Annotated in this window: 14 protein-coding genes; 10 read left to right on the top strand and 4 right to left on the bottom strand. The window is 59.1% G+C overall.

Features of this window, described 5'->3' with window-relative positions; all coding sequences use genetic code 11:
• Positions 1-154 precede the first annotated feature (154 nt).
• Positions 155-1036, top strand: coding sequence for a LysR family transcriptional regulator (locus PZL22_RS25825; RefSeq protein ID WP_088198465.1), 882 nt, complete (start codon positions 155-157; stop codon positions 1034-1036).
• Between the two features lie 42 nt (positions 1037-1078).
• Here the strand turns inward: PZL22_RS25825 and PZL22_RS25820 are convergent, their stop codons facing one another.
• The gene (locus PZL22_RS25820; protein WP_088198353.1) at positions 1079-2143 is read right to left on the bottom strand and encodes an FAD-binding oxidoreductase; all 1065 of its coding nucleotides are present in this window, start codon (positions 2141-2143) and stop codon (positions 1079-1081) included.
• Positions 2144-2571: 428 nt separating this feature from the next.
• Between PZL22_RS25820 and PZL22_RS25815 the strand changes: the two genes are divergently transcribed.
• The 4 genes from PZL22_RS25815 to PZL22_RS25800 all read left to right on the top strand — a co-directional run bounded on the left by PZL22_RS25815 (position 2572) and on the right by PZL22_RS25800 (position 6705).
• A complete protein-coding gene (locus PZL22_RS25815; RefSeq protein WP_284718775.1) occupies positions 2572-3654 on the top strand; it encodes an amidohydrolase family protein in 1083 nt (360 codons plus the stop codon).
• A gap of 11 nt (positions 3655-3665) precedes the next feature.
• Positions 3666-4019 carry a Rieske (2Fe-2S) protein gene (locus tag PZL22_RS25810; protein WP_088198351.1) on the top strand — a complete coding sequence of 118 codons (354 nt, stop codon included), beginning with the start codon at positions 3666-3668 and terminating at the stop codon, positions 4017-4019.
• Positions 4020-4037: 18 nt separating this feature from the next.
• On the top strand, positions 4038-5507 hold the full coding sequence (betB, locus tag PZL22_RS25805; RefSeq protein ID WP_088198350.1) for a betaine-aldehyde dehydrogenase: 1470 nt from the start codon (positions 4038-4040) through the stop codon (positions 5505-5507).
• Between the two features lie 196 nt (positions 5508-5703).
• Positions 5704-6705, top strand: a complete 1002-nt coding sequence (locus tag PZL22_RS25800) for an ABC transporter substrate-binding protein (protein WP_088198349.1) — start codon at positions 5704-5706, stop codon at positions 6703-6705.
• 188 nt (positions 6706-6893) lie between these two features.
• Here the strand turns inward: PZL22_RS25800 and PZL22_RS25795 are convergent, their stop codons facing one another.
• Positions 6894-7784: an alpha/beta fold hydrolase gene (locus PZL22_RS25795; RefSeq protein WP_088198348.1), complete on the bottom strand. Its 891-nt coding sequence runs from the start codon at positions 7782-7784 to the stop codon at positions 6894-6896.
• A gap of 99 nt (positions 7785-7883) precedes the next feature.
• Between PZL22_RS25795 and betI the strand changes: the two genes are divergently transcribed.
• The gene (betI, locus tag PZL22_RS25790; RefSeq protein WP_088198347.1) at positions 7884-8477 is read left to right on the top strand and encodes a choline-binding transcriptional repressor BetI; all 594 of its coding nucleotides are present in this window, start codon (positions 7884-7886) and stop codon (positions 8475-8477) included.
• A gap of 161 nt (positions 8478-8638) precedes the next feature.
• Here the strand turns inward: betI and PZL22_RS25785 are convergent, their stop codons facing one another.
• The gene (locus tag PZL22_RS25785; protein ID WP_164820639.1) at positions 8639-9667 is read right to left on the bottom strand and encodes a GlxA family transcriptional regulator; all 1029 of its coding nucleotides are present in this window, start codon (positions 9665-9667) and stop codon (positions 8639-8641) included.
• A gap of 51 nt (positions 9668-9718) precedes the next feature.
• Between PZL22_RS25785 and PZL22_RS25780 the strand changes: the two genes are divergently transcribed.
• Positions 9719-10264 carry a cysteine hydrolase family protein gene (locus PZL22_RS25780; RefSeq protein ID WP_088198346.1) on the top strand — a complete coding sequence of 182 codons (546 nt, stop codon included), beginning with the start codon at positions 9719-9721 and terminating at the stop codon, positions 10262-10264.
• Between the two features lie 567 nt (positions 10265-10831).
• Here the strand turns inward: PZL22_RS25780 and PZL22_RS25775 are convergent.
• Positions 10832-11776 (bottom strand): LysR family transcriptional regulator, encoded by a 945-nt coding sequence (locus tag PZL22_RS25775; RefSeq protein WP_088198345.1) that lies wholly within the window; start codon positions 11774-11776, stop codon positions 10832-10834.
• A gap of 115 nt (positions 11777-11891) precedes the next feature.
• Between PZL22_RS25775 and PZL22_RS25770 the strand changes: the two genes are divergently transcribed.
• The 3 genes from PZL22_RS25770 to ade all read left to right on the top strand — a co-directional run bounded on the left by PZL22_RS25770 (position 11892) and on the right by ade (position 17002).
• Entirely contained in the window at positions 11892-13694 is a 1803-nt protein-coding gene (locus PZL22_RS25770; protein WP_284718774.1) for an adenine deaminase, read from the top strand.
• A 47-nt stretch (positions 13695-13741) separates the two neighbouring features.
• Positions 13742-15142, top strand: coding sequence for an NCS2 family permease (locus tag PZL22_RS25765; protein ID WP_088198343.1), 1401 nt, complete (start codon positions 13742-13744; stop codon positions 15140-15142).
• A gap of 72 nt (positions 15143-15214) precedes the next feature.
• A complete protein-coding gene (ade, locus tag PZL22_RS25760; protein ID WP_088198342.1) occupies positions 15215-17002 on the top strand; it encodes an adenine deaminase in 1788 nt (595 codons plus the stop codon).
• The last annotated feature ends 747 nt before the right edge of the window (positions 17003-17749 follow it).

The following is a 17749-nucleotide window of genomic DNA, read 5'->3' as shown; positions in this document are numbered from 1 at the left end:
GCAGCCCGGACACACACGAAGTCAAAATCGATGCTGAACATAAATCCCCCGAAAACGACCGAGCTCAATGCCGGCGCAATCCAAGATGACAACATTTTTTCGATGTGATAAACGCGGTCGCAGCTTACTTATCAATCGCGATCTCCGATCGAAAATGAATCTGGATCTCATCGACACTTTCCTTGACCTGCTAGCGACCGGCAATTTCAATCGCACCGCGGAGCGGTTGGAAACGACGCAGTCCACCATCAGCGGTCGCGTCAAGGCGCTCGAACAGGCTGTCGGGGCGAAGCTTTTCCAGCGCGGGCGGGCGGGTGCGATACCGACACCGTCCGGTCTTCGGTTTGAACAGCATGCGCGGGCGCTGAAGGCTGGCTGGGCGCACGCACGCCGGGACATCGGAGGGCTGGAGCGCTACGAAGGCTCGTTAAGGGTCTCCGGTCAGTTCAGCTTGATGCGCACCCTCTTTCTGGACTGGATCGGCGAACTGCACGCGATCAACAAGCACGTCGCGCTGCACCTGGAGGCGGATTATTCGATGCAGATCATCGCTGATCTGACCAATGGCGCGACCGATATCGGAGTCGTGTTCGCTCCTAAATTCCTTCCTGACCTCAGCATCGAGGAGATTGGTGCCCAGCGGCTGGTGATGGTATCCACCGAATTCGCGAACGTGGCCGATGTCACCGCCGACCGATATATCCGCGCATGCTACACAGCCTATATCGAGCGTGCACACGCCGAACTCCTGCCCCACCTCGCCCATCCGGCTTTAACGGTGGGCTTCGAAGAATTGGCCATCGGCATCATGAAGCGCTTCGGCGGTACGACCTACCTCCCGGAGCATGCCCTCGACTATCTCGCAAGTTCCGGTGTCTCGGCCACGGTCGTTGAGGATGCTCCCGACATCCATCAGCCGGTCTATGTGGCGACGCAGAGGCGTCGCAAACACGATCCGTTGGTGCACCGCGCGATCCTTGCGCTGAAAAGCGTTGCAGATCGCCATTTCAAGATTTCGAACGTGAAGGATGCCTGAGACCGGCTTCAGATCCTCAAACGCTGCCGCCGGCGTCCGTTCTCATGCGTCGATGGATACGGAGCCCACTGGGCGGCTGCAGCAGGCTAGGACGTATCCTTCAGACCTATCGCACCCGGGCAAACCGCCAAGATCCTGCATGTCCACTTCTCCCTGCGTCAATTTCACCTTGCAGCTTCCACAAACGCCTTGGTGACAGGAACTCTCGATCCAGATACCAGCGTTCAGTGCGGCTTCCAAAATTGTTTCCCCTGGCGCGCAGGTTCCGTGTTTGCCAGAGAGTGAGAAGTAAACTTCGCCACCTAACTTGTCCGGTTCTTCGATCGGAATCCTCTCGCCGAAGCTTTCCTCGTGTAGTGCCCGGATCGGCACCTCTGCCGCCATGGCGCGAGCGGCTTTCATAAAGCCTTCCGGTCCGCACATGAAAATCTCGCGTTGCGGAAGGTCCGGAACAAGCGACTGCATTAAAGAGGCACTTATCTTTCCCATCCTCCCACGGAAGCAAGTTTCTTCGCCGGTGTCGCCCACCACCATATGAACCTTGATGTTGGAAAAACGCCTGGCGATGAATTCGAGCTGATCTCGAAAAATAATGTCTTTCGGGGTCCGTGCGAAATGGACGAACTCAACGTCGGTCTGATCGACGACGTCGGTGATGTATTGCAGCATCGACATCACCGGTGTCACGCCCGAGCCGCCGGAGAGTAAAAGCGGCTTCCGGGAGGGAATATCGAAATAGTTGAAGCGGCCGGCTATGTCGGCAATTTCGACGGACATACCGGGGCGCATGTGGTCGTTCAGCCAGTTAGACACCAGCCCGCCAGGCACGCGCTTGACGGTAATCTGGACGTTGTGAGGACGGGTAGGCGTTGAACAGATGGAATAGGCACGGGGGGAGAGCTTACCTTCGATCTCGAATTTGAAGCTGATATATTGCCCGGGTTTGAAATCGAAGCTCCTGCTCTGGCTGTCTTCAAGCACGAACGTTTTGCTATCATGCGTCTCGTCGATCACGGCTTTGCACACCAATGTTGCCGAACCTCCGCGGTAGCATGGTTGCTGGTTGGCTGCGGAAAGGGAGAAGGGAAAGCTTGTTTCCATAAGCATAAAGGGCACCTCTGACTCTGTGCCACAGTTATATCAAGCTCCGCAAAGTGGATTGAGCGGGGCAAAACCCTCTTTTCAATCGTAAAATGCGATCATCAGGGGTTTAATTGCACCGCAAACGTCCCCAGGCACTGCCCGCGTCGACATCACAATGAAATACGACTGCCCGGAAAGAAGCGCCAGGCCGTCGGAACGCTCCCCCCGTGAGCTGTCGTGAGGTCTTACGGGATTTCTGCAGCGTCTTGCCCACGAAAAGGCCGACAGAGAGAGCCCAATCACGCGTCCCAGGAACGCTCCCGTAGTTCGATCGCAGTTTACGATCAATAACCCTAGTTTGTCGCCGTTTATCGATTGAGCAATTTGTTGTCCTATGTCGCTGCGTCATTCACGCGCATCGAGTTTCGACCCACTTGGGGAGGGAAAATATCTTGTTCATCGTCGATAGCGATTGCCATAACTACTGGTGCAGCGCGACCGTCCTGGAGCCGTACATGGATGGCTTCTTCAAGGACATGTTCGTTCGCGGCGAAAAGACCGGCCCACGCGGCGCATTTCCGCACGGCCACCGCCCCTGGTTTCACCCAGAGGGATTTTCGCGGCATGACGTCAACCCGGTCGAGGAAGACGACAATTACGCGCTCATGAAGGAAAAACACCTCGATAAGTACAATATCGATGTGGCGATCCTGACCGGCGACGAGCCGATCGAAGCGTCTACCTTGGCAAACGCCCACTACGCCAATGCGCTCTGTAGGGCGTACAACGACTACATGATCGATTACTGGCTACCGAAGGACAGTCGGTTCTGGGGGTCGATCATTGTTGCCCCGCAGGACCCAAAACTGGCAGCTGAGGAAATCCGACGTCTCGGCTCGCATCCGAGAATTGTCCAGGTTCTGGTAAGCCATGGCGCCCAGCGGCCCTACGGCGACCCATTCTACCATCCCATTTACGAGGCTTGCGCCGAAATGGGGCTTCCGTTCGCCATGCACCTTGGTGGTCAGGGTGGTGTGAACTCGACGCCTATCGGAGCAGGACCGTCGACGTTCTTCTGGGAAACCCATGCGATACTTCCGCAGTCCGCAATGACGCATATGGCTTCGCTGATCGCCCAAGGCGTCTTTGAGAAATGGCCAAGCCTCAAGGTCGTGATCATCGAGTGCGGGGTGGCATGGGTGCCGTCGGTGCTATGGAGACTGGATGCTAACTATAAGGCACTGCGCAAGGAAACACCTTGGCTGAAGCGGTTGCCCTCGGAGTATTTCAAATCGAACATTCGCATGTCGACCCAACCTCTCGAGCAGCCGGAAAATGTGCAGCACCTTTGGGCAACCCTGGAGGCGATGGACGGGGAAAACACACTGCTGTTCGCGTCCGACTATCCGCATTGGGATTATGACGACGTCACGAAGCTGCACATTCCCCCTGCCTGGCGCGAGAAGGTACTCGGCCTGAACGCGCTCGACGTTTACCGGCGCATTCCGCGGCCGGCCGCGATCGCAGCAGAGTAAGGAGACGGGTAATGGCTTCAAAACAGTTTGCATGCAAGGCTTCGGAGGTTCCTGCCGATGCTGCCAAGATCATCAAACTCGGGAATTTGTCGCTTGGTATCTTCAGGGTTGGGGACGGATATCACGCGCTTCTGAACGTGTGCCCCCACAAGGGAGCAGCGCTTTGCCAAGGACCCGTTTGCGGAACCACGAAACAGACGGACAAGGCTGAGTTTGTTTATGAGCGGGCAGGTGAGTTGGTCCGTTGCGCTTGGCACGGATGGGAATTCGATATCCGGACGGGCGAGTTCCTGGTCGATCCCCGTGTGAAAGCCCGCACATTCCCGGTTTCCCTCGAAAGCGAAGACATCTTCGTTCACGTTTAGCGATAAAGGGCGTCGCCTATGCAAAGTTATCAAACTCGCGAAATGGCGACGCCGCTCTGTCAGCCGGCCGCTTCACATTTTATCGACGGCACCTTCATGGAGGATCGCACCGGTCCTGAGATCCTCTCCATCAATCCGGTGGATGGTGAGATCATTGCCAGGTTGCACGGCGCGACGTCCGGCATCATCGAGAAGGCAATTGGCTCGGCGAAACGGGCGCAGAAAGAATGGGCTCGGAAAGACCCGGCGGAGCGGGGTCGCGTCCTCCGTCGCGCCGCTGACATCCTGCGGACGCGAAACAGGGAACTGTCGGTTCTCGAAACGCACGATACAGGCAAGCCAATTTCTGAAACCCTGGTGGCGGACGCTGCCAGCGGTGCCGATTGCCTCGAGTATTTTGGCGCAATCGCGGCGACACTTTCGGGAGACAGCATCCAGTTCGGCGAAGATTGGGTCTACACTCGGCGGGAGCCGCTTGGGGTCTGTCTCGGAATAGGCGCCTGGAACTACCCCATCCAGATTGCGGCCTGGAAGGCAGCCCCCGCGCTTGCTTGCGGGAATGCCATGATATTCAAGCCGTCGGAAGTGACCCCATTGTCAGCGCTCAAGCTCGCGGAAATTCTGACTGAAGCGGGGCTTCCTCCCGGCGTTTTCAATGTTGTGCAAGGCGCCGGTGATGTTGGGGCTGAGCTCGCCGTCCATCCGGCGATCGCCAAAGTCTCTCTCACAGGCTCGGTCAACACTGGCGCGAGGGTCGCCTCGGCCGCTATGGCCGGCATCCGGCCAGTAACGATGGAGCTTGGTGGAAAGTCTGCGCTGATCGTCTTCGACGATGCAGATGTTGAGGCAGCCGTCAGCGGCGCAATTCTCGGGAATTTTTATTCGGCCGGCCAGATCTGCTCCAACGGTACGCGCGTCTTCCTGCAGCGCGGGATAAGGGAAGCGTTCCTTGCGCGCTTGCTGGAGCGGGTCGCGGCTTTGAAGATTGGTAATCCGATGGACGAGGATACCGACATCGGGCCGCTAGTCAGCGCCGCCCATCGCAACCGGGTTGCCGCCTACGTCGCCCGCGCCGAGGTTGAGGGAGCATATCAAGTGACGCCTCCGCGCAAGCTTCCACGAGGGGATGCCTGGCACGAGCCCGTGGTCTTCACGAATGTTACGGATTGGATGACGATTGCTCGGCAAGAAATCTTCGGTCCGGTCATGGCCGTCCTGGACTTCGATGACGAGGAAGATGTCGTCTCAAGAGCCAATGCAACGGACTTCGGGTTGGCGGCAGGCATTTTCACGAGAGACCTCGTTCGTGCCCATAGATTGGCGGCTGAGCTCGAAGCCGGAACCGTATGGATCAACGCGTACAACTTGACGCCCGCCGGCATGGCGTTCGGCGGAATTAAGCGATCAGGCATCGGGCGCGAAAACGGGCGTGCCGCGATCGACCACTATACCCAGCTCAAATCTGTGTTCGTCAGCATGCAGACATAACACGAGAATTGACACGGTCGGCGGGCCAGAACCTCAGCCAATCGGCCGTTTTCTCATATACGCGAATAGGGCCCGGCGTTCGAGCAGTCTCCCGAAGGGAAGGGAGGGTTCGTCAGGGTCCTTATTACGGCCACAGCGGCTGCGGTCACGCTGTGAGGCCGAACCGAGGAGAGGCCGCAGTTCAAGGGGAACCAGAATGTTTGGGAAATTGCTCGCATCTGCCTGTTTTGCCGTTGGCCTTGCCAGCCTGACACAGGGTGCTTTCGCGGAGGAATGTGGCGAGGTCGTTATCGCCAATATGAATTGGCAGTCGATCGATGTCCTGGCGAACCTCGACAAGATCATTCTTGAAAACGGATATGGGTGTTCGGCGGAAATCACCATCGGCGACACCGTTTCGATCATGACGTCGATGATTGAAAAGGGAGAGCCCGACATTGCGCCGGAGGCGTGGCTCAATGCTTTGCCTGAGATTGTCTCGAGAGGCGTTGCCGAAGGGAAGCTGATATCGGCTGGCAACGCGCTGAGCGATGGCGGAATCCAGGGCTGGTATATCCCAAAGTACGTTGCCGACGCCCATCCGGAGATCAAGACGGTTTCCGACGCGCTGAGGCACCCGGAACTCTTCCCGGCTCCAGAGGACAGTTCGAAAGGCGCAGTCGTCAATGGTCCATCGGGCTGGGGCGCATCGACTACAACCAGCCAGCTCTACAAGGCTTACGAAGGGGACGCGAAAGGTTTCGTGCTGGTTGATCCTGGTTCGGCGGCGGGTCTGGACGGTTCAATCGCCAAGAACTACGAACGGAAGATCGGCTGGTTCGGCTACTACTGGTCACCCACTTCGTTGCTCGGCAAATACCCAATGGTCAAGCTTGATTTTGACGCCCCACACAACGCAGCGGAATGGACGCGTTGCAACACGGTGGTCGATTGCGAAGATCCGAAGGTAAACGATTGGCCGACCGATAAGGTGGAGACACTCGTCACTCGCGAGTTCAAAGAGCGTGCCGGTGCGGCGATGGATTACCTGAAGACGCGGCGCTGGAACAACGCAACGCTGAACAGCCTGTTAGCCTGGATGACCGACAACCAGGCGACCGGCGAAGATGCTGCAAGATACTTCCTGGAGAAGAACCCCGAGATTTGGACAAAGTGGCTTTCTCCCGAAATCGCGGAGAAGGTGAGATCGTCGCTCTGACTCGTAAAACTATGATCCGCCGGCGGTTGTCGGCGGATTACCCTTTTTGTCAGTCTCCAAACCCGCCGACCGCCACGACACCAAGCTGCAGCTTTACGACGATGAGGCGAGCTTTTGGTGATCTCGGCGCTCCGCCGAGATCATTTCACTTCCGACTTTTCCCTTAACGGCGTAACCTCGTTCGAATGTCACTCCGACAGGAATGAATTGATTAGTTCGGCGGCCTTTTCGGGCCGCTCCCAAAACATATTGTGACCAGCGCTCGGGAAGGTTTCAAAGCGAGCTTCCGGAAACGCCGCCTTTAGCTTCGCTTGCTGCGGCGCGTCCATCAACTGGTCTTGATCCCCCCAGAAAATCATGACGGGCGCTTTGATCAAAGACGATATCTTCCTGAGATCACCTGTCGTCGTACCCCACAGGACGCCCTTCCAAACGTGGATGGGCACGGCAGCGCTCTCTTCACGCTCAGGCTTGATGAACCTCTCGTCAACCGGGTTCGGGTTCCAGTACCAGTCCGTCATAAACTTGCCGTTTGGATCGATAGGCGGCTGGAGCGGCTTGATATTATCCCAAAGCCAAGTGCCAGGCCCGCCGCCCGTGTTGAGTGTCGAAGAGATCAAAACGACCTTTCTGACCTTCTCGGGGTGCTGCGCCGCCAGCATCTGAACGGTCAGCGATCCGAGCGAATGCCCGACCACGTCGGCCTGCTCAATCTTCATCGCCTCCAAAAAGAGGAACGCGTCGTTTGCGAAATCGAGATACGTGTAGCAGCACTCCGGGGCGCTCGATTTCCCATGGCCGCGAAGGTCGATGGCGTAAATATGATGGTTCTTCAGATACGGGGCGACCAATGACCAGCTTCGCGAATTATCAGTATAGCCGTGAATGAGCAGTAGGGGCGTCCCTTCTACGTTGCCCATTTCGGAGTATGCCAGCTTGATGCCGTTTGGCAGGTCTACGGTCTTCTTGGCCGCCGCCCATTCCGTCTGCGTCGGAACGGGAATTTCCGTCGCGAATCCAGGCCCGGCCGCGACCAGCAAACCGATTGCCAATGCCAATTTCAGGATGGTGTTTGTCATCGTTCTCCCTCATATTTTACCCATCGGTCTACATACTGACCAATAGGACAACACTTGAACTCGGCGCTCGATTTGTCAATAACGGTTCAGGAGCATGTGATGGCACTTACAAAAATCAGCGATATCCGGAGGCGGGAACTGCGGCGTGCCGCCGTGGAAGTCATGAGGCGTGAGGGCGCCGCCGGGACGACGTTGGAAAAAGTGGCTCAAGAAGCCGGAGCCTCGAAAGGTATTGTCCTCCACTATTTCCGAAACAAGCAGGAGCTGTTCGAAGAGGCGATGCGCGAGGCAAATGCGGGCCTGAGGGATGACGTCGTGAGACGGCTAAAGAAGGCCCGCTCGCCTATCGAACGCATCTGGGCAATCGTCGAAGCAAACCTTGGTGAAGACGTTTTCAAACCGCCGCACGGGCACGCGTGGCTGTCGCTATGCGCTGAGGCTCCGCGAGAGCCCCAACTGGCAAGGTTGCAGAGTATTTTCCATGCGCGGATGCATTCGAACCTGATGTCGGGGTTTCGTTCATTGGTTCCACACTCGCAAGCCGAGCGACTATCCTTGTCAATGTCTGCCCTCATCGATGGCCTCTGGGTCCGGCTGGGCATTGGCGATCGGACTGTGACATCGTCAACAGCTACTTCACTCGCCCGCGACCTCTTGACCAACGCTCTCCCGACTATTGCTATTCCGCCGTGACCAAAAGCGAGCAATGGAAATACCCCCGCTGAGAGGTTTCAGCAATCCGAGCATAACTGCCCCTCCGATATGCAGCCAATGATCATCATCGCGGCTGTTGCTCGGATCGACCGAGAAGCGGATTGTGCTGATGGGACGGCGTCGACTGCGCCCTGACAACATCAAGTTCCAGGTGACAATTGATGCGAAGCAAAACGCTGACGATACTCGGCAGGGGTTAGCCCAATGATACGGGTGAAGATTTTCCGAAAGGAGCTCGGATCACTGTAGTGTACTTTCCAGGCGATGGCATCGACAGGATCGCGCGTAAACTGGAGCAGGTCGCGTGCCTTATTGATACGCAAACGCTGGACATACTCGCCGGCCGTATGACCGGTTGCCTTTTGGAATCGCCGCATGAAGGTTCGCGGTTCCAACCCTGCATGCTCTGCCAGCACGGCAAGGCCCGTGTCCTTCCCGCCGGTGGCCTGAAGCCAGTGTTGAACCTTCAAGATCGCATCGTCACCGTGATTGAGACGGGGAGAGAAGGCGCTGTAGTAGCTTTGTTCCCTGCCGGGCGGGTCGACAAGGAAGGCTCTTGCTGTTTCGACCATGATCGTCGGGCCGAGAAAACGCTCGATCAGTATCAGGCTGAGGTCGATCCATGCCATTACGCCGCCGGCGGTCAGGATGTCGCCGTCATCGATGATCAGACGGTCCGTGTCTACATTGATGTCGGGAAAACGCGAGACAAGGTGCTCCTCATAGCTCCAGTGGGTGGTCACCGTGCGCCCCGCAAGGAGTCCTGTCTCTCCCAACAAAAAGGCGCCTTTGCAGATTGAGCACAGGCCCGCGCCCTTCGAATGTTCAGAGCGAAGCCAGTCTGCATAGTACCTCGCCTCCCTCTCCGGTAGCGGATCGCCGAGGCCCGGAGGGATGACAATAACAGTCGGACGGTCACCTAGCGATACCGGATCGGACGAGAAAACCCGTTCAGGCGCGCGTTTACCGGTTGCTCGCGTCCAATGACTTACGCGAAGAGGATGACTGACGCCGTGCCGCTGGCGAGCGATGCCTGCGGCGGCGGTCAGAAGATCAGTCATGCCCAATACAGCCGCGGCTTGAGCGCCGTCGTAACGGAGGATTCCGATCTCCAATGTATCTTCCATGCTGTCCATACCGCCCCTGTATTTGTCAATTATGCCACTCATATGGTCGAGCGCGATCTGTTAATTCAAGACATAGTCTGGAAAGGATATCCTATGAGCAAGCGTGCGATCATCGTCGTTGACCTGCAGAACGACTACCTGGCAACAGGCAAATTTCCCTTGGTGGGCATTGACACAGCACTTGAAAACGCAGCACGCGTCGTCGACGCGGCTCGTCGGTCCGGTGATCTCGTCGTCAATATCCGCCACGAGAGCCCAGCCGATGCACCGTTCTTCGTGTCGGGCACGGAGGGAGCGGAGATAATTCCCAGCATCGCTCCGCAGCATGGTGAAGCGGTTGTCACCAAACGATACCCCAATTCATTTCGCGAAACCGAGTTGGCCGACCTGCTGTCTTCTGCCGGTGTCGATGAAGTGACAGTCATTGGCGCGATGAGCCACATGTGCATCGATGCGACCGCCAGAGCAGCCTCCGATCTCGGCTACAAGACGACGGTCGTTGAAGACGCCTGCGCTACGCGCGACCTCGAGTTCCAAGGCGAGGTCGTGCCGGCCGCGAAGGTCCATGCTGCATATATGTCCGCTCTGGCCTTCGGGTACGGACAGGTGGTTTCGACCAGTGACTATCTGGCAAAGTGATCAATGTTTGACAGCGGTTGAGGTATCCGCTGTCAACTGAAGCCATGCAGCTTAGGCTGGACAGTAGACGGCGAAGCCTCCTTTGGTGTCATTTCGCACTCTGCCGGAGCCGACCCTTTGTGCTCGCCAGGGGAAACATCCGATATCGACGAGAGACGTCGTCGGGTCTGGCTTGCCTATCGGGCGAGCCGGTCTCGTCTGGCTTCTCCAGGTGCTCGGGCGAGCGGACTGCGACGCCGAGAGCTCGCTATAGCGAATTGCTTGTGTCCGTCGTTGCCTTCCGCAAGTGGTGCCTACGGTGGGACGCCGCTCGGGCGCATCTCGGCTACGCAGGATTGACACAAGCTCCGGGTGTCCTGAGAGTCGACCCGCGGGCTTTCTCAGTCAGTGACCGGGATCTTTTCGCATGGGGCGTGCCCAGGCCGAGTCCCGTCGCCGATGCGAATACCGACATTGACGCGCCAAGGCGACGTCGGAGGTCCTTTTTGCCGCTTGGAGACAATGGTGTGGGCGGCATCGGTCGCCTTGGGAGCGAGCAATGCTGATCCCGCCGCTCGACATTTAAAGCTATTCGCGCGCGATCTTCTCGACGAAATAGCGCGGGATCTGGTCCCGTTCGCGTCGGCGGTAGAACTCCATGCAAAACCTCACAAAGGCCTTGAATCGGCGAGAAACGTGCCGGCGCCGCGAATAGATAAGGTTGATTGCCGTTTCGCGCGACCGCCATTCCGAAAGGACGGGCACCAAAAGCCCGCTCTGGCACTCCGTTTCGACAAAGAAGCCCGGAAGATAGGCGATGCCTTGTCCGGCGACGGCAAAATATTTGAGGGTCCAGTAGTCGTTCGCTGTCAGCGCGGCAGTAAGCAGGATTTCCGTCTCCGACCCGCCCGGTCGCGAAAGGTACCACGGCTGCAACCTCGTCGTGCTGCGAAAGATGAGACCCCGGTGCAGCGCCAGTTCGTCTTCGTTTGCCGGTTGATCGTGTTGTGCCAAATAATCAGGGCTGGCATAGAGGCCGTAGGAAGCCGTTGCCAGCCGGCGGCTGACGTAATCAACGTCGGATGGCTCGCCCCAATGGAAGATACCATCCAGCGCCATGTCGGAAACGTCGGTAAACGGCTGGCGGGCGGAGAGGAACACGACGTCGAGGATGACCTGCGGATAGGTCTTCTGGAAGGCGTAAAGCAATTCGGAGGTGACGGTCGTGCCGAACTCGCCCGTTGAGCCGACGCGCAGCGTCCCCGCCACCTCCTTATGCATCTCGGCCATTGCGGTGGCGGCATCGTCGCAGCTCGTCCGGATCTTCCGCGCATGGCGCAGGAGTTCCGAGCCGGCATCGGTCAGGTGCAGCTGGTGGCCCTCGCGTACGAACAGCTCGACACCGAATTGGTCTTCCAGTTGACGGATGCGATGGCTAAGGGTCGACTTCGGCAAGCGATGAAGGCGCGACGCTGCCGAAATAGACCTTGCATCCGCTACCTTCACGAAACAATCGATTACTGAAAGGTCCATTGTTCGTTTCCGTTTGTACAAGATGTTGGACGATACGTTCGATTATAGGGCTCGTTCGGCCAGTTGTTCAAACGTAAACCGACTGGAATACTCCCGTCTGACAAGGGAGGTCTGAATGTCCGACATTCGAGAATTCATCCGCGCCGCTTCGGGCGGGGAGTCCAAGGCGACCGTGGCTGTTTGCGGCGGCCGACTGGTCAATGTTGTTTCGGAAGAGATCTATCAGGCTGACGTCGCTATCTACCGCGATCGCATCATTGCGGTCGGCGATATCAGTGAATATATCGGGCTGCAGACGGAGATTATCGACGCGGCGGACAGATATCTCACTCCCGGCATGATCGACGGCCATCTTCACGTCGAATGCTCGAAACTGTCGCTGACGAGCTTTGCCAAGGCAGTTCTGCCGCTTGGCACGACGTCGATCGTCTCCGGCCTCGACCAGATCATCGTCGTTGGTGGTCCGGACGCCGCGCGTGAATTCCTCGATGAGATCAGGCAGACCCCGCTCAAAGTGTTTTGGGGGGCGCCGTGCAAGACCCCCTACACCATGCCGCGCTCCACCGTAGGCCACTATTTCAGCCCGCAGGACCACCGCGACACGCACCACTGGCCGGAATGCGTCGGGATATGGGAGACTGTGCGCGAATTCATCCAGGAGGAGGACGAGGACGTCCTGCAGGCCATAGAGATCGGTCAGGCGAATCGCCTGCCTGTGCTCGGCTGCTGTCCGATGACCCGCGGCGCGCGCCTCAACGGATACATGCAGTCGGGCGTGCGTGCCGATCACGAGAGCTACACCCCCGAGGAAATGCTGGAGAAGCTGCGCGCTGGCATGCACGTCGTCGTGCGGGAATCCTCGATCTCTCACTTTTTGTCCGACAATCTGCGGATCGTCACGGAGATGGGGGTAAAGGCGCTGCGCCGCATCAGCTTCTGCACGGACGATGTGGTAGCCAGCGACATTCTTTCGCGCGGACATCTCGACAACATGGTCCGCATGGCGATCGCTATGGGCATTTCGCCGATGGCCGCCATTCAGATGGCGACGATCAACTGTGCGGAAGCGCTGCGCATCGACCACAAGGTCGGTTCGATCTCTCCGGGCCGCACGGCCGACATCCTGATCGTCAACGACCTGCGCGACTTCCGCGTCGAGATGGTAATGGCAAACGGCACTCTGGCGGCCCGCGACGGGCGTATGACGGTGGAGTTGGTCCCGCCGCCGCGCAGCGCCGGCCTGTTGCGGTCGGTCAAGGCTACGCCGGTCACGCCCGCAGATATCGTCGTCCCCTTCTCCGACAAGACGTCGTTCGCCGAGGTGCTCGCGATTGCGGTGACGCCGGAGAAGGTTTTCGTGCGTACCCGCCGGGACGTGACGCTGCCGGTCGTCGATGGAAAGATCCTCGCCGATGCGGGCCAGAACGTACAATACGTGACGGTCGTCGAGCGCTATGGCAAGACGGAGAACCGCCCCGTCGCCTTCGTGTCGGGCTTCAACTTGACATCCGGCGCCATCGCCAGTTCCACTGCCCCGGACGACAACAACATCATTTGCATCGGTGCCGATCCCGAGGACATGGCAATCGCCATCAACCACCTGATCACCAACAATGGCGGTCAAGTCGTGGTCGATAACGGCGAGGTCGTCGAATTCCTGCACTTGCCGATCGGCGGCATCGTGTCCGACATCGATCACGCGCAGATGGCGGCGTTCGAATTGCGCCTGGACGAGGCGGCGCGCAGTCTCGGTTGCGATCTGCCTTGGCCGTTTATGTATATGTTCGTGCTGCAGATCACCGCCATACCCGACTATGCCATGACCGATTTTGGCGTCGTCGATTGCGTCAATCTGCGGATTATTTCGCCGCTGGACCCGGATAGGCTCGCCAAGGCGAACACGCTTGCGGCGGAGTAGGAGAACCGTCAAGTGACTCGATGAAGTTCAAAATGGGGAGGAACAGTATGAACTATCAGCCGAATGTCGCGGCAGATCCCGCCAGCACAGGGAAATCCGGGCTCAGCGGTGCCATCGACCGCCTGTTTGAGGTCACCCGCAGCGGATCGACGATCCGCACGGAAATCATCGCCGCCCTGACGACGTTCCTGGCGGCGTCCTATGTCATCGTGGTCAATCCCGCAATTCTCCAGAATGCGGGCATTCCGTTTTCCGGAGGGGTCACGGCCACGGTCCTGGTCAGCTTCATCGGCAGCTGCGCCATGGGGCTTTATGCGCGCAGTCCCATTCTCGTCGCGCCCGGCATGGGCATCAACGCCCTGTTTGCCTACACGATGGTGATGGGGGCGAAAGTGCCGCTGGAGATCGCTCTCGGCTGCGTGTTCTGGGCCGGCGTTCTCTTCACTATCCTCGCCATACTCAACCTGCGCACGGCTGTCATCGAGGCGGTCCCGAAGGACCTGCGCTACGGAATTGCTTGCGGCATCGGTCTGTTCATTGCACTGATTGGCCTGGAGAATGCCAAGTTCATCGTCGCCAGCCCAGATACGATCGTCGCCCTAACCCAGTTCACGCCGGTCACGCTCACCTTCATCGCCGGCTTCATCATCACGGCTGCCCTGGTCGTGCGCCGCATACCAGGCGCAATGATGACTGGCATGATCATCACCACCGTGCTTGCGATACCGATCGGTCGCCTGTGGGGAGACGGCAGCGCCTTTGCGGGTGGGACGCCGGATGTCCAGACGCTCGTCAACTGGAGCGGCCTGTTTGCCGCGCCCGATTTCAGTTTCGTCGGCAGGATCGATCTTCTTGGTGCCCTTCAGGTCGCCTATGCACCGTTCATCTTCGTCTTCCTCTTCACCAACTTCGTGGAGGCGCTGTCGACTTTCTTGGGGCTCGCGGAAGCGGCCAACCTGAAGGACGAGAGTGGGATGCCACGCAACATCAAGGAATCGATGCATGTCGACGCCGTCGCGGCGCTGATATCCGCCCCGCTCGGCACTAGCCCGGCAACGGTCTACCTGGAATCGGGCGCCGGCATCGCGCAGGGTGGGCGGACTGGCCTCGTCGCCTTTATTGCGGGGCTCCTATTCCTGCCGTTCCTGTTCCTCTCGCCGCTCCTTTCGCTGGTGCCGACGATTGCCACGGCGCCCGTCCTCATCCTCACGGGCCTCTTCATGTCGGCGCCGATGGGGCAGATCAACTGGGCGGACATGGAAGACGCCATCCCGGCCTTTCTCGCAATCGTGCTCATTCCGCTGACGTTTTCGATAACTCTCGGCCTGTCGCTTGCCATCATCGCCTTCGTTATGATGAAGCTTGCTCTCGGAAAGGTTTCCGAGGTCAAGCCCGTCATGTGGTTCGTCGCCGTGCTTGCCGCGATGCTGGTGATGCAGGTTCAATGATCTCATCCGGTGGTGTCGCGTAGCGGCGCCGCCGGTTCGTATCGGTGCTTGGATTAGGAAGGATCGGCAGAAATGCTGCAGCCATGGTCTGAAATCGCACCACGCCTCGTAGATGTCGCTATGGGGCGGAAGCCAGCGGATTTGGTCGTCCGCAACGGCAGGTGGGTGAACGTCTATTCCGGGGAAATCGTGCCGGGCGCCGATGTCGCGATCGTCGGGGGCCGCTTCGCTTATGTCGGTCCCGACGCCGGCCACACAATCGGGGAGGGGACCAAGATCGTCGATGCGGCCGGCCGCTACCTCGTCCCCGGTCTCTGCGACGGGCACATGCATGTCGAAAGCGGGCTGGTAACGGTGACCGAGTTCGCCCGCGCCGTCATTCCGCACGGCACGACGACCATGTTCGTGGACCCTCACGAGATCGCCAACGTGCTCGGCATCGCCGGCGTGAAGCTGATGAACGACGAGGCGCAGACCCTGCCCGTCAACATCTTCGTGCAGGTTCCGAGCTGCGTCCCCAGCGCGCCGGGGCTAGAGAATGCCGGCGCGACGCTGAGCGCCGCGGACGTGCGCGAAGCCCTTGCCTGGCCCAACATTATCGGGCTCGGCGAGATGATGAACTTCCCCGGGGTTGCTGCGAACGATTCCAAGATGGTTGCCGAAATCGCCGCAACGCGGGCCGCAGGCCTGACGGTCGGCGGTCACTATGCCTCCCCGGACCTGGGCCGCGCCTTCCATGCCTATGCCGCCGGCGGCCCGGCAGACGACCACGAGGGAACCACCGTCGAAGACGCGATCGCGCGCGTTCGGCAGGGCATGCGGGCCATGCTTCGTCTCGGCTCGGCCTGGTTCGACGTGGCCGCACAGGTCAAGGCTATTACCGAACGGGGCATCGATCCACGCAATTTCGTGCTCTGCACGGATGACAGCCACTCCGGCACACTGGTCAGCGATGGCCACATGAACCGCGTGGTGCGCCACGCCATCTCCCAGGGCCTGAAGCCGATCACCGCGATCCAGATGGCGACACTCAACACCGCGCAGCACTTTGGCCTGGAGAGGGATCTGGGCTCGATTGCCCCGGGACGCCGCGCCGATCTCATCGTGACCTCCGATCTGACCGCCTTGCCGATAGAGATGGTGTTCGTCCGCGGTCGGCTTTTGGCGGAGAAGGGCGTGCTGGTTGCCGACATTCCCGCCTACGACTATCCAGCGAGCGCCAAAAACACGGTGAAACTCGGCAAGAGGCTTGCCCCAACCGACTTCGACATTTGTGCGGCCGGATCGTCGGAAGTCGAGGTGCGGGTGATCGGCGTCATCGAAAACCAGGCCCCCACCAAAGCCTTGCAGCGCCGACTGCCGGTAGAATGCGGCGTAGTGCAGATGGATCGCGCCAGCGACGTGTGCCAGATCGCGCTGGTGGAGCGCCATCGGGCGACCGGCGGCGTGATCAACGCCTTCGTCTCCGGCTTTGGTTACGACACCCATTGCGCCATGGCCTCAACGGTCGCCCATGACAGCCACCATATGATCGTCGTTGGCACGAATAAGGCTGACATGGCGCAGGCCGCGAACCGACTGCAGGAGGTGGGCGGCGGTATTGTGCTCATTGCCGGCGGGCGTGAACTCGCTCTTGTCGAACTGCCAGTCGCCGGGCTCATGTCGGACCAGCGCGCGGAAATCGTGGCGGAAAAGGCAAGTCGTCTCGTGGAAGCCATGCGCGCCTGCGGCTGCAAACTTAATAATGCCTACATGCAGCATTCTCTGCTGGCGTTGGTGGTGATTCCGGAACTACGTATCTCCGACGTCGGCCTAATCGATGTCACCCGTTTCGAGACGACCGAGGTGATCGTTCGTTAGTGCGCTACCTCCCATTCGGCGTAGGGTGGTCATTCTCCAGGAACTCTTGTTCCAGAAACCGTTGTCATAAAGGTATGCGCGGAGGAGGGGCGTGAGCGCTGAATGACCGGCTAGTTCGCTGTACGGGCTAAGCAGGCGGTAGCAGCGAATGATCTCTTTGGGTCGAGGCACAGTCGTTGCTGCTCACGCTAGGAAGGCAGTGGTTGATGCGCAAAGGTAGCAGGCCAGGATGCCGGCCCCACGCGCGTGCGACATCCCGGATAAGATAGCGGTGGAAAGCCTCGGCCGATATTTGCTCCCGCTCTTGGAACAAAGCAGAGCACGAAAGTTGGCACTGGGGGAGGACCCCGCATGGCGGACCATCAATGAGCGTTCGGCCGTTGGGAGCCGACAGTAGCGCACCGATGCGGCCGATGGAGTTGTGTGCGTCGTGGGGAATGCCCTCCTTTGGGAGCGGATTGCTGCTGAATGCGATCAAGTCGGCTTCCGACCAGAAGAGCGCGTGTCTCATGCCCTGAGGTTGAGCCGCCTCCAGCGCATCAAATGAGACGGACTGAAAGGCGCAGCACTGCCACGGGCCCGGAGCGACGGCGAACATACTCTCATGTACGTCGCGCCAGTAGGCCTCGCACACTTCCGGCGGGATATCGGCGCGCCACCAGCAAGACGCCGTCACCGCGAGTTCGGCAGCGTTCTCACGTTTGGCCTGTCCATCACAGCAAGCGATTGTCTGGTCTCGATCACAGC

The sequence above is a fragment of the Ensifer meliloti genome (assembly GCF_030064585.1).
Classification (GTDB): domain Bacteria; phylum Pseudomonadota; class Alphaproteobacteria; order Rhizobiales; family Rhizobiaceae; genus Sinorhizobium; species Sinorhizobium meliloti.
Note: the sequence above shows the minus strand (reverse complement) of the source record. Positions and strands in the feature narration are given on the sequence as shown.

What these genes read in the sequence shown, in the direction of transcription:
- PZL22_RS25825 (WP_088198465.1), top strand. Translation starts at nt 155, where the DNA reads ATGAATCTGGATCTCATCGACACTTTCCTTGACCTGCTAGCGACCGGC.
- PZL22_RS25820 (WP_088198353.1), bottom strand. Translation starts at nt 2,143, where the DNA reads ATGCTTATGGAAACAAGCTTTCCCTTCTCCCTTTCCGCAGCCAACCAG.
- PZL22_RS25810 (WP_088198351.1), top strand. Translation starts at nt 3,666, where the DNA reads ATGGCTTCAAAACAGTTTGCATGCAAGGCTTCGGAGGTTCCTGCCGAT.
- betB (WP_088198350.1), top strand. Translation starts at nt 4,038, where the DNA reads ATGCAAAGTTATCAAACTCGCGAAATGGCGACGCCGCTCTGTCAGCCG.
- PZL22_RS25800 (WP_088198349.1), top strand. Translation starts at nt 5,704, where the DNA reads ATGTTTGGGAAATTGCTCGCATCTGCCTGTTTTGCCGTTGGCCTTGCC.
- PZL22_RS25795 (WP_088198348.1), bottom strand. Translation starts at nt 7,784, where the DNA reads ATGACAAACACCATCCTGAAATTGGCATTGGCAATCGGTTTGCTGGTC.
- betI (WP_088198347.1), top strand. Translation starts at nt 7,884, where the DNA reads ATGGCACTTACAAAAATCAGCGATATCCGGAGGCGGGAACTGCGGCGT.
- PZL22_RS25785 (WP_164820639.1), bottom strand. Translation starts at nt 9,667, where the DNA reads ATGAGTGGCATAATTGACAAATACAGGGGCGGTATGGACAGCATGGAA.
- PZL22_RS25780 (WP_088198346.1), top strand. Translation starts at nt 9,719, where the DNA reads ATGAGCAAGCGTGCGATCATCGTCGTTGACCTGCAGAACGACTACCTG.
- PZL22_RS25775 (WP_088198345.1), bottom strand. Translation starts at nt 11,776, where the DNA reads ATGGACCTTTCAGTAATCGATTGTTTCGTGAAGGTAGCGGATGCAAGG.
- PZL22_RS25770 (WP_284718774.1), top strand. Translation starts at nt 11,892, where the DNA reads ATGTCCGACATTCGAGAATTCATCCGCGCCGCTTCGGGCGGGGAGTCC.
- PZL22_RS25765 (WP_088198343.1), top strand. Translation starts at nt 13,742, where the DNA reads ATGAACTATCAGCCGAATGTCGCGGCAGATCCCGCCAGCACAGGGAAA.
- ade (WP_088198342.1), top strand. Translation starts at nt 15,215, where the DNA reads ATGCTGCAGCCATGGTCTGAAATCGCACCACGCCTCGTAGATGTCGCT.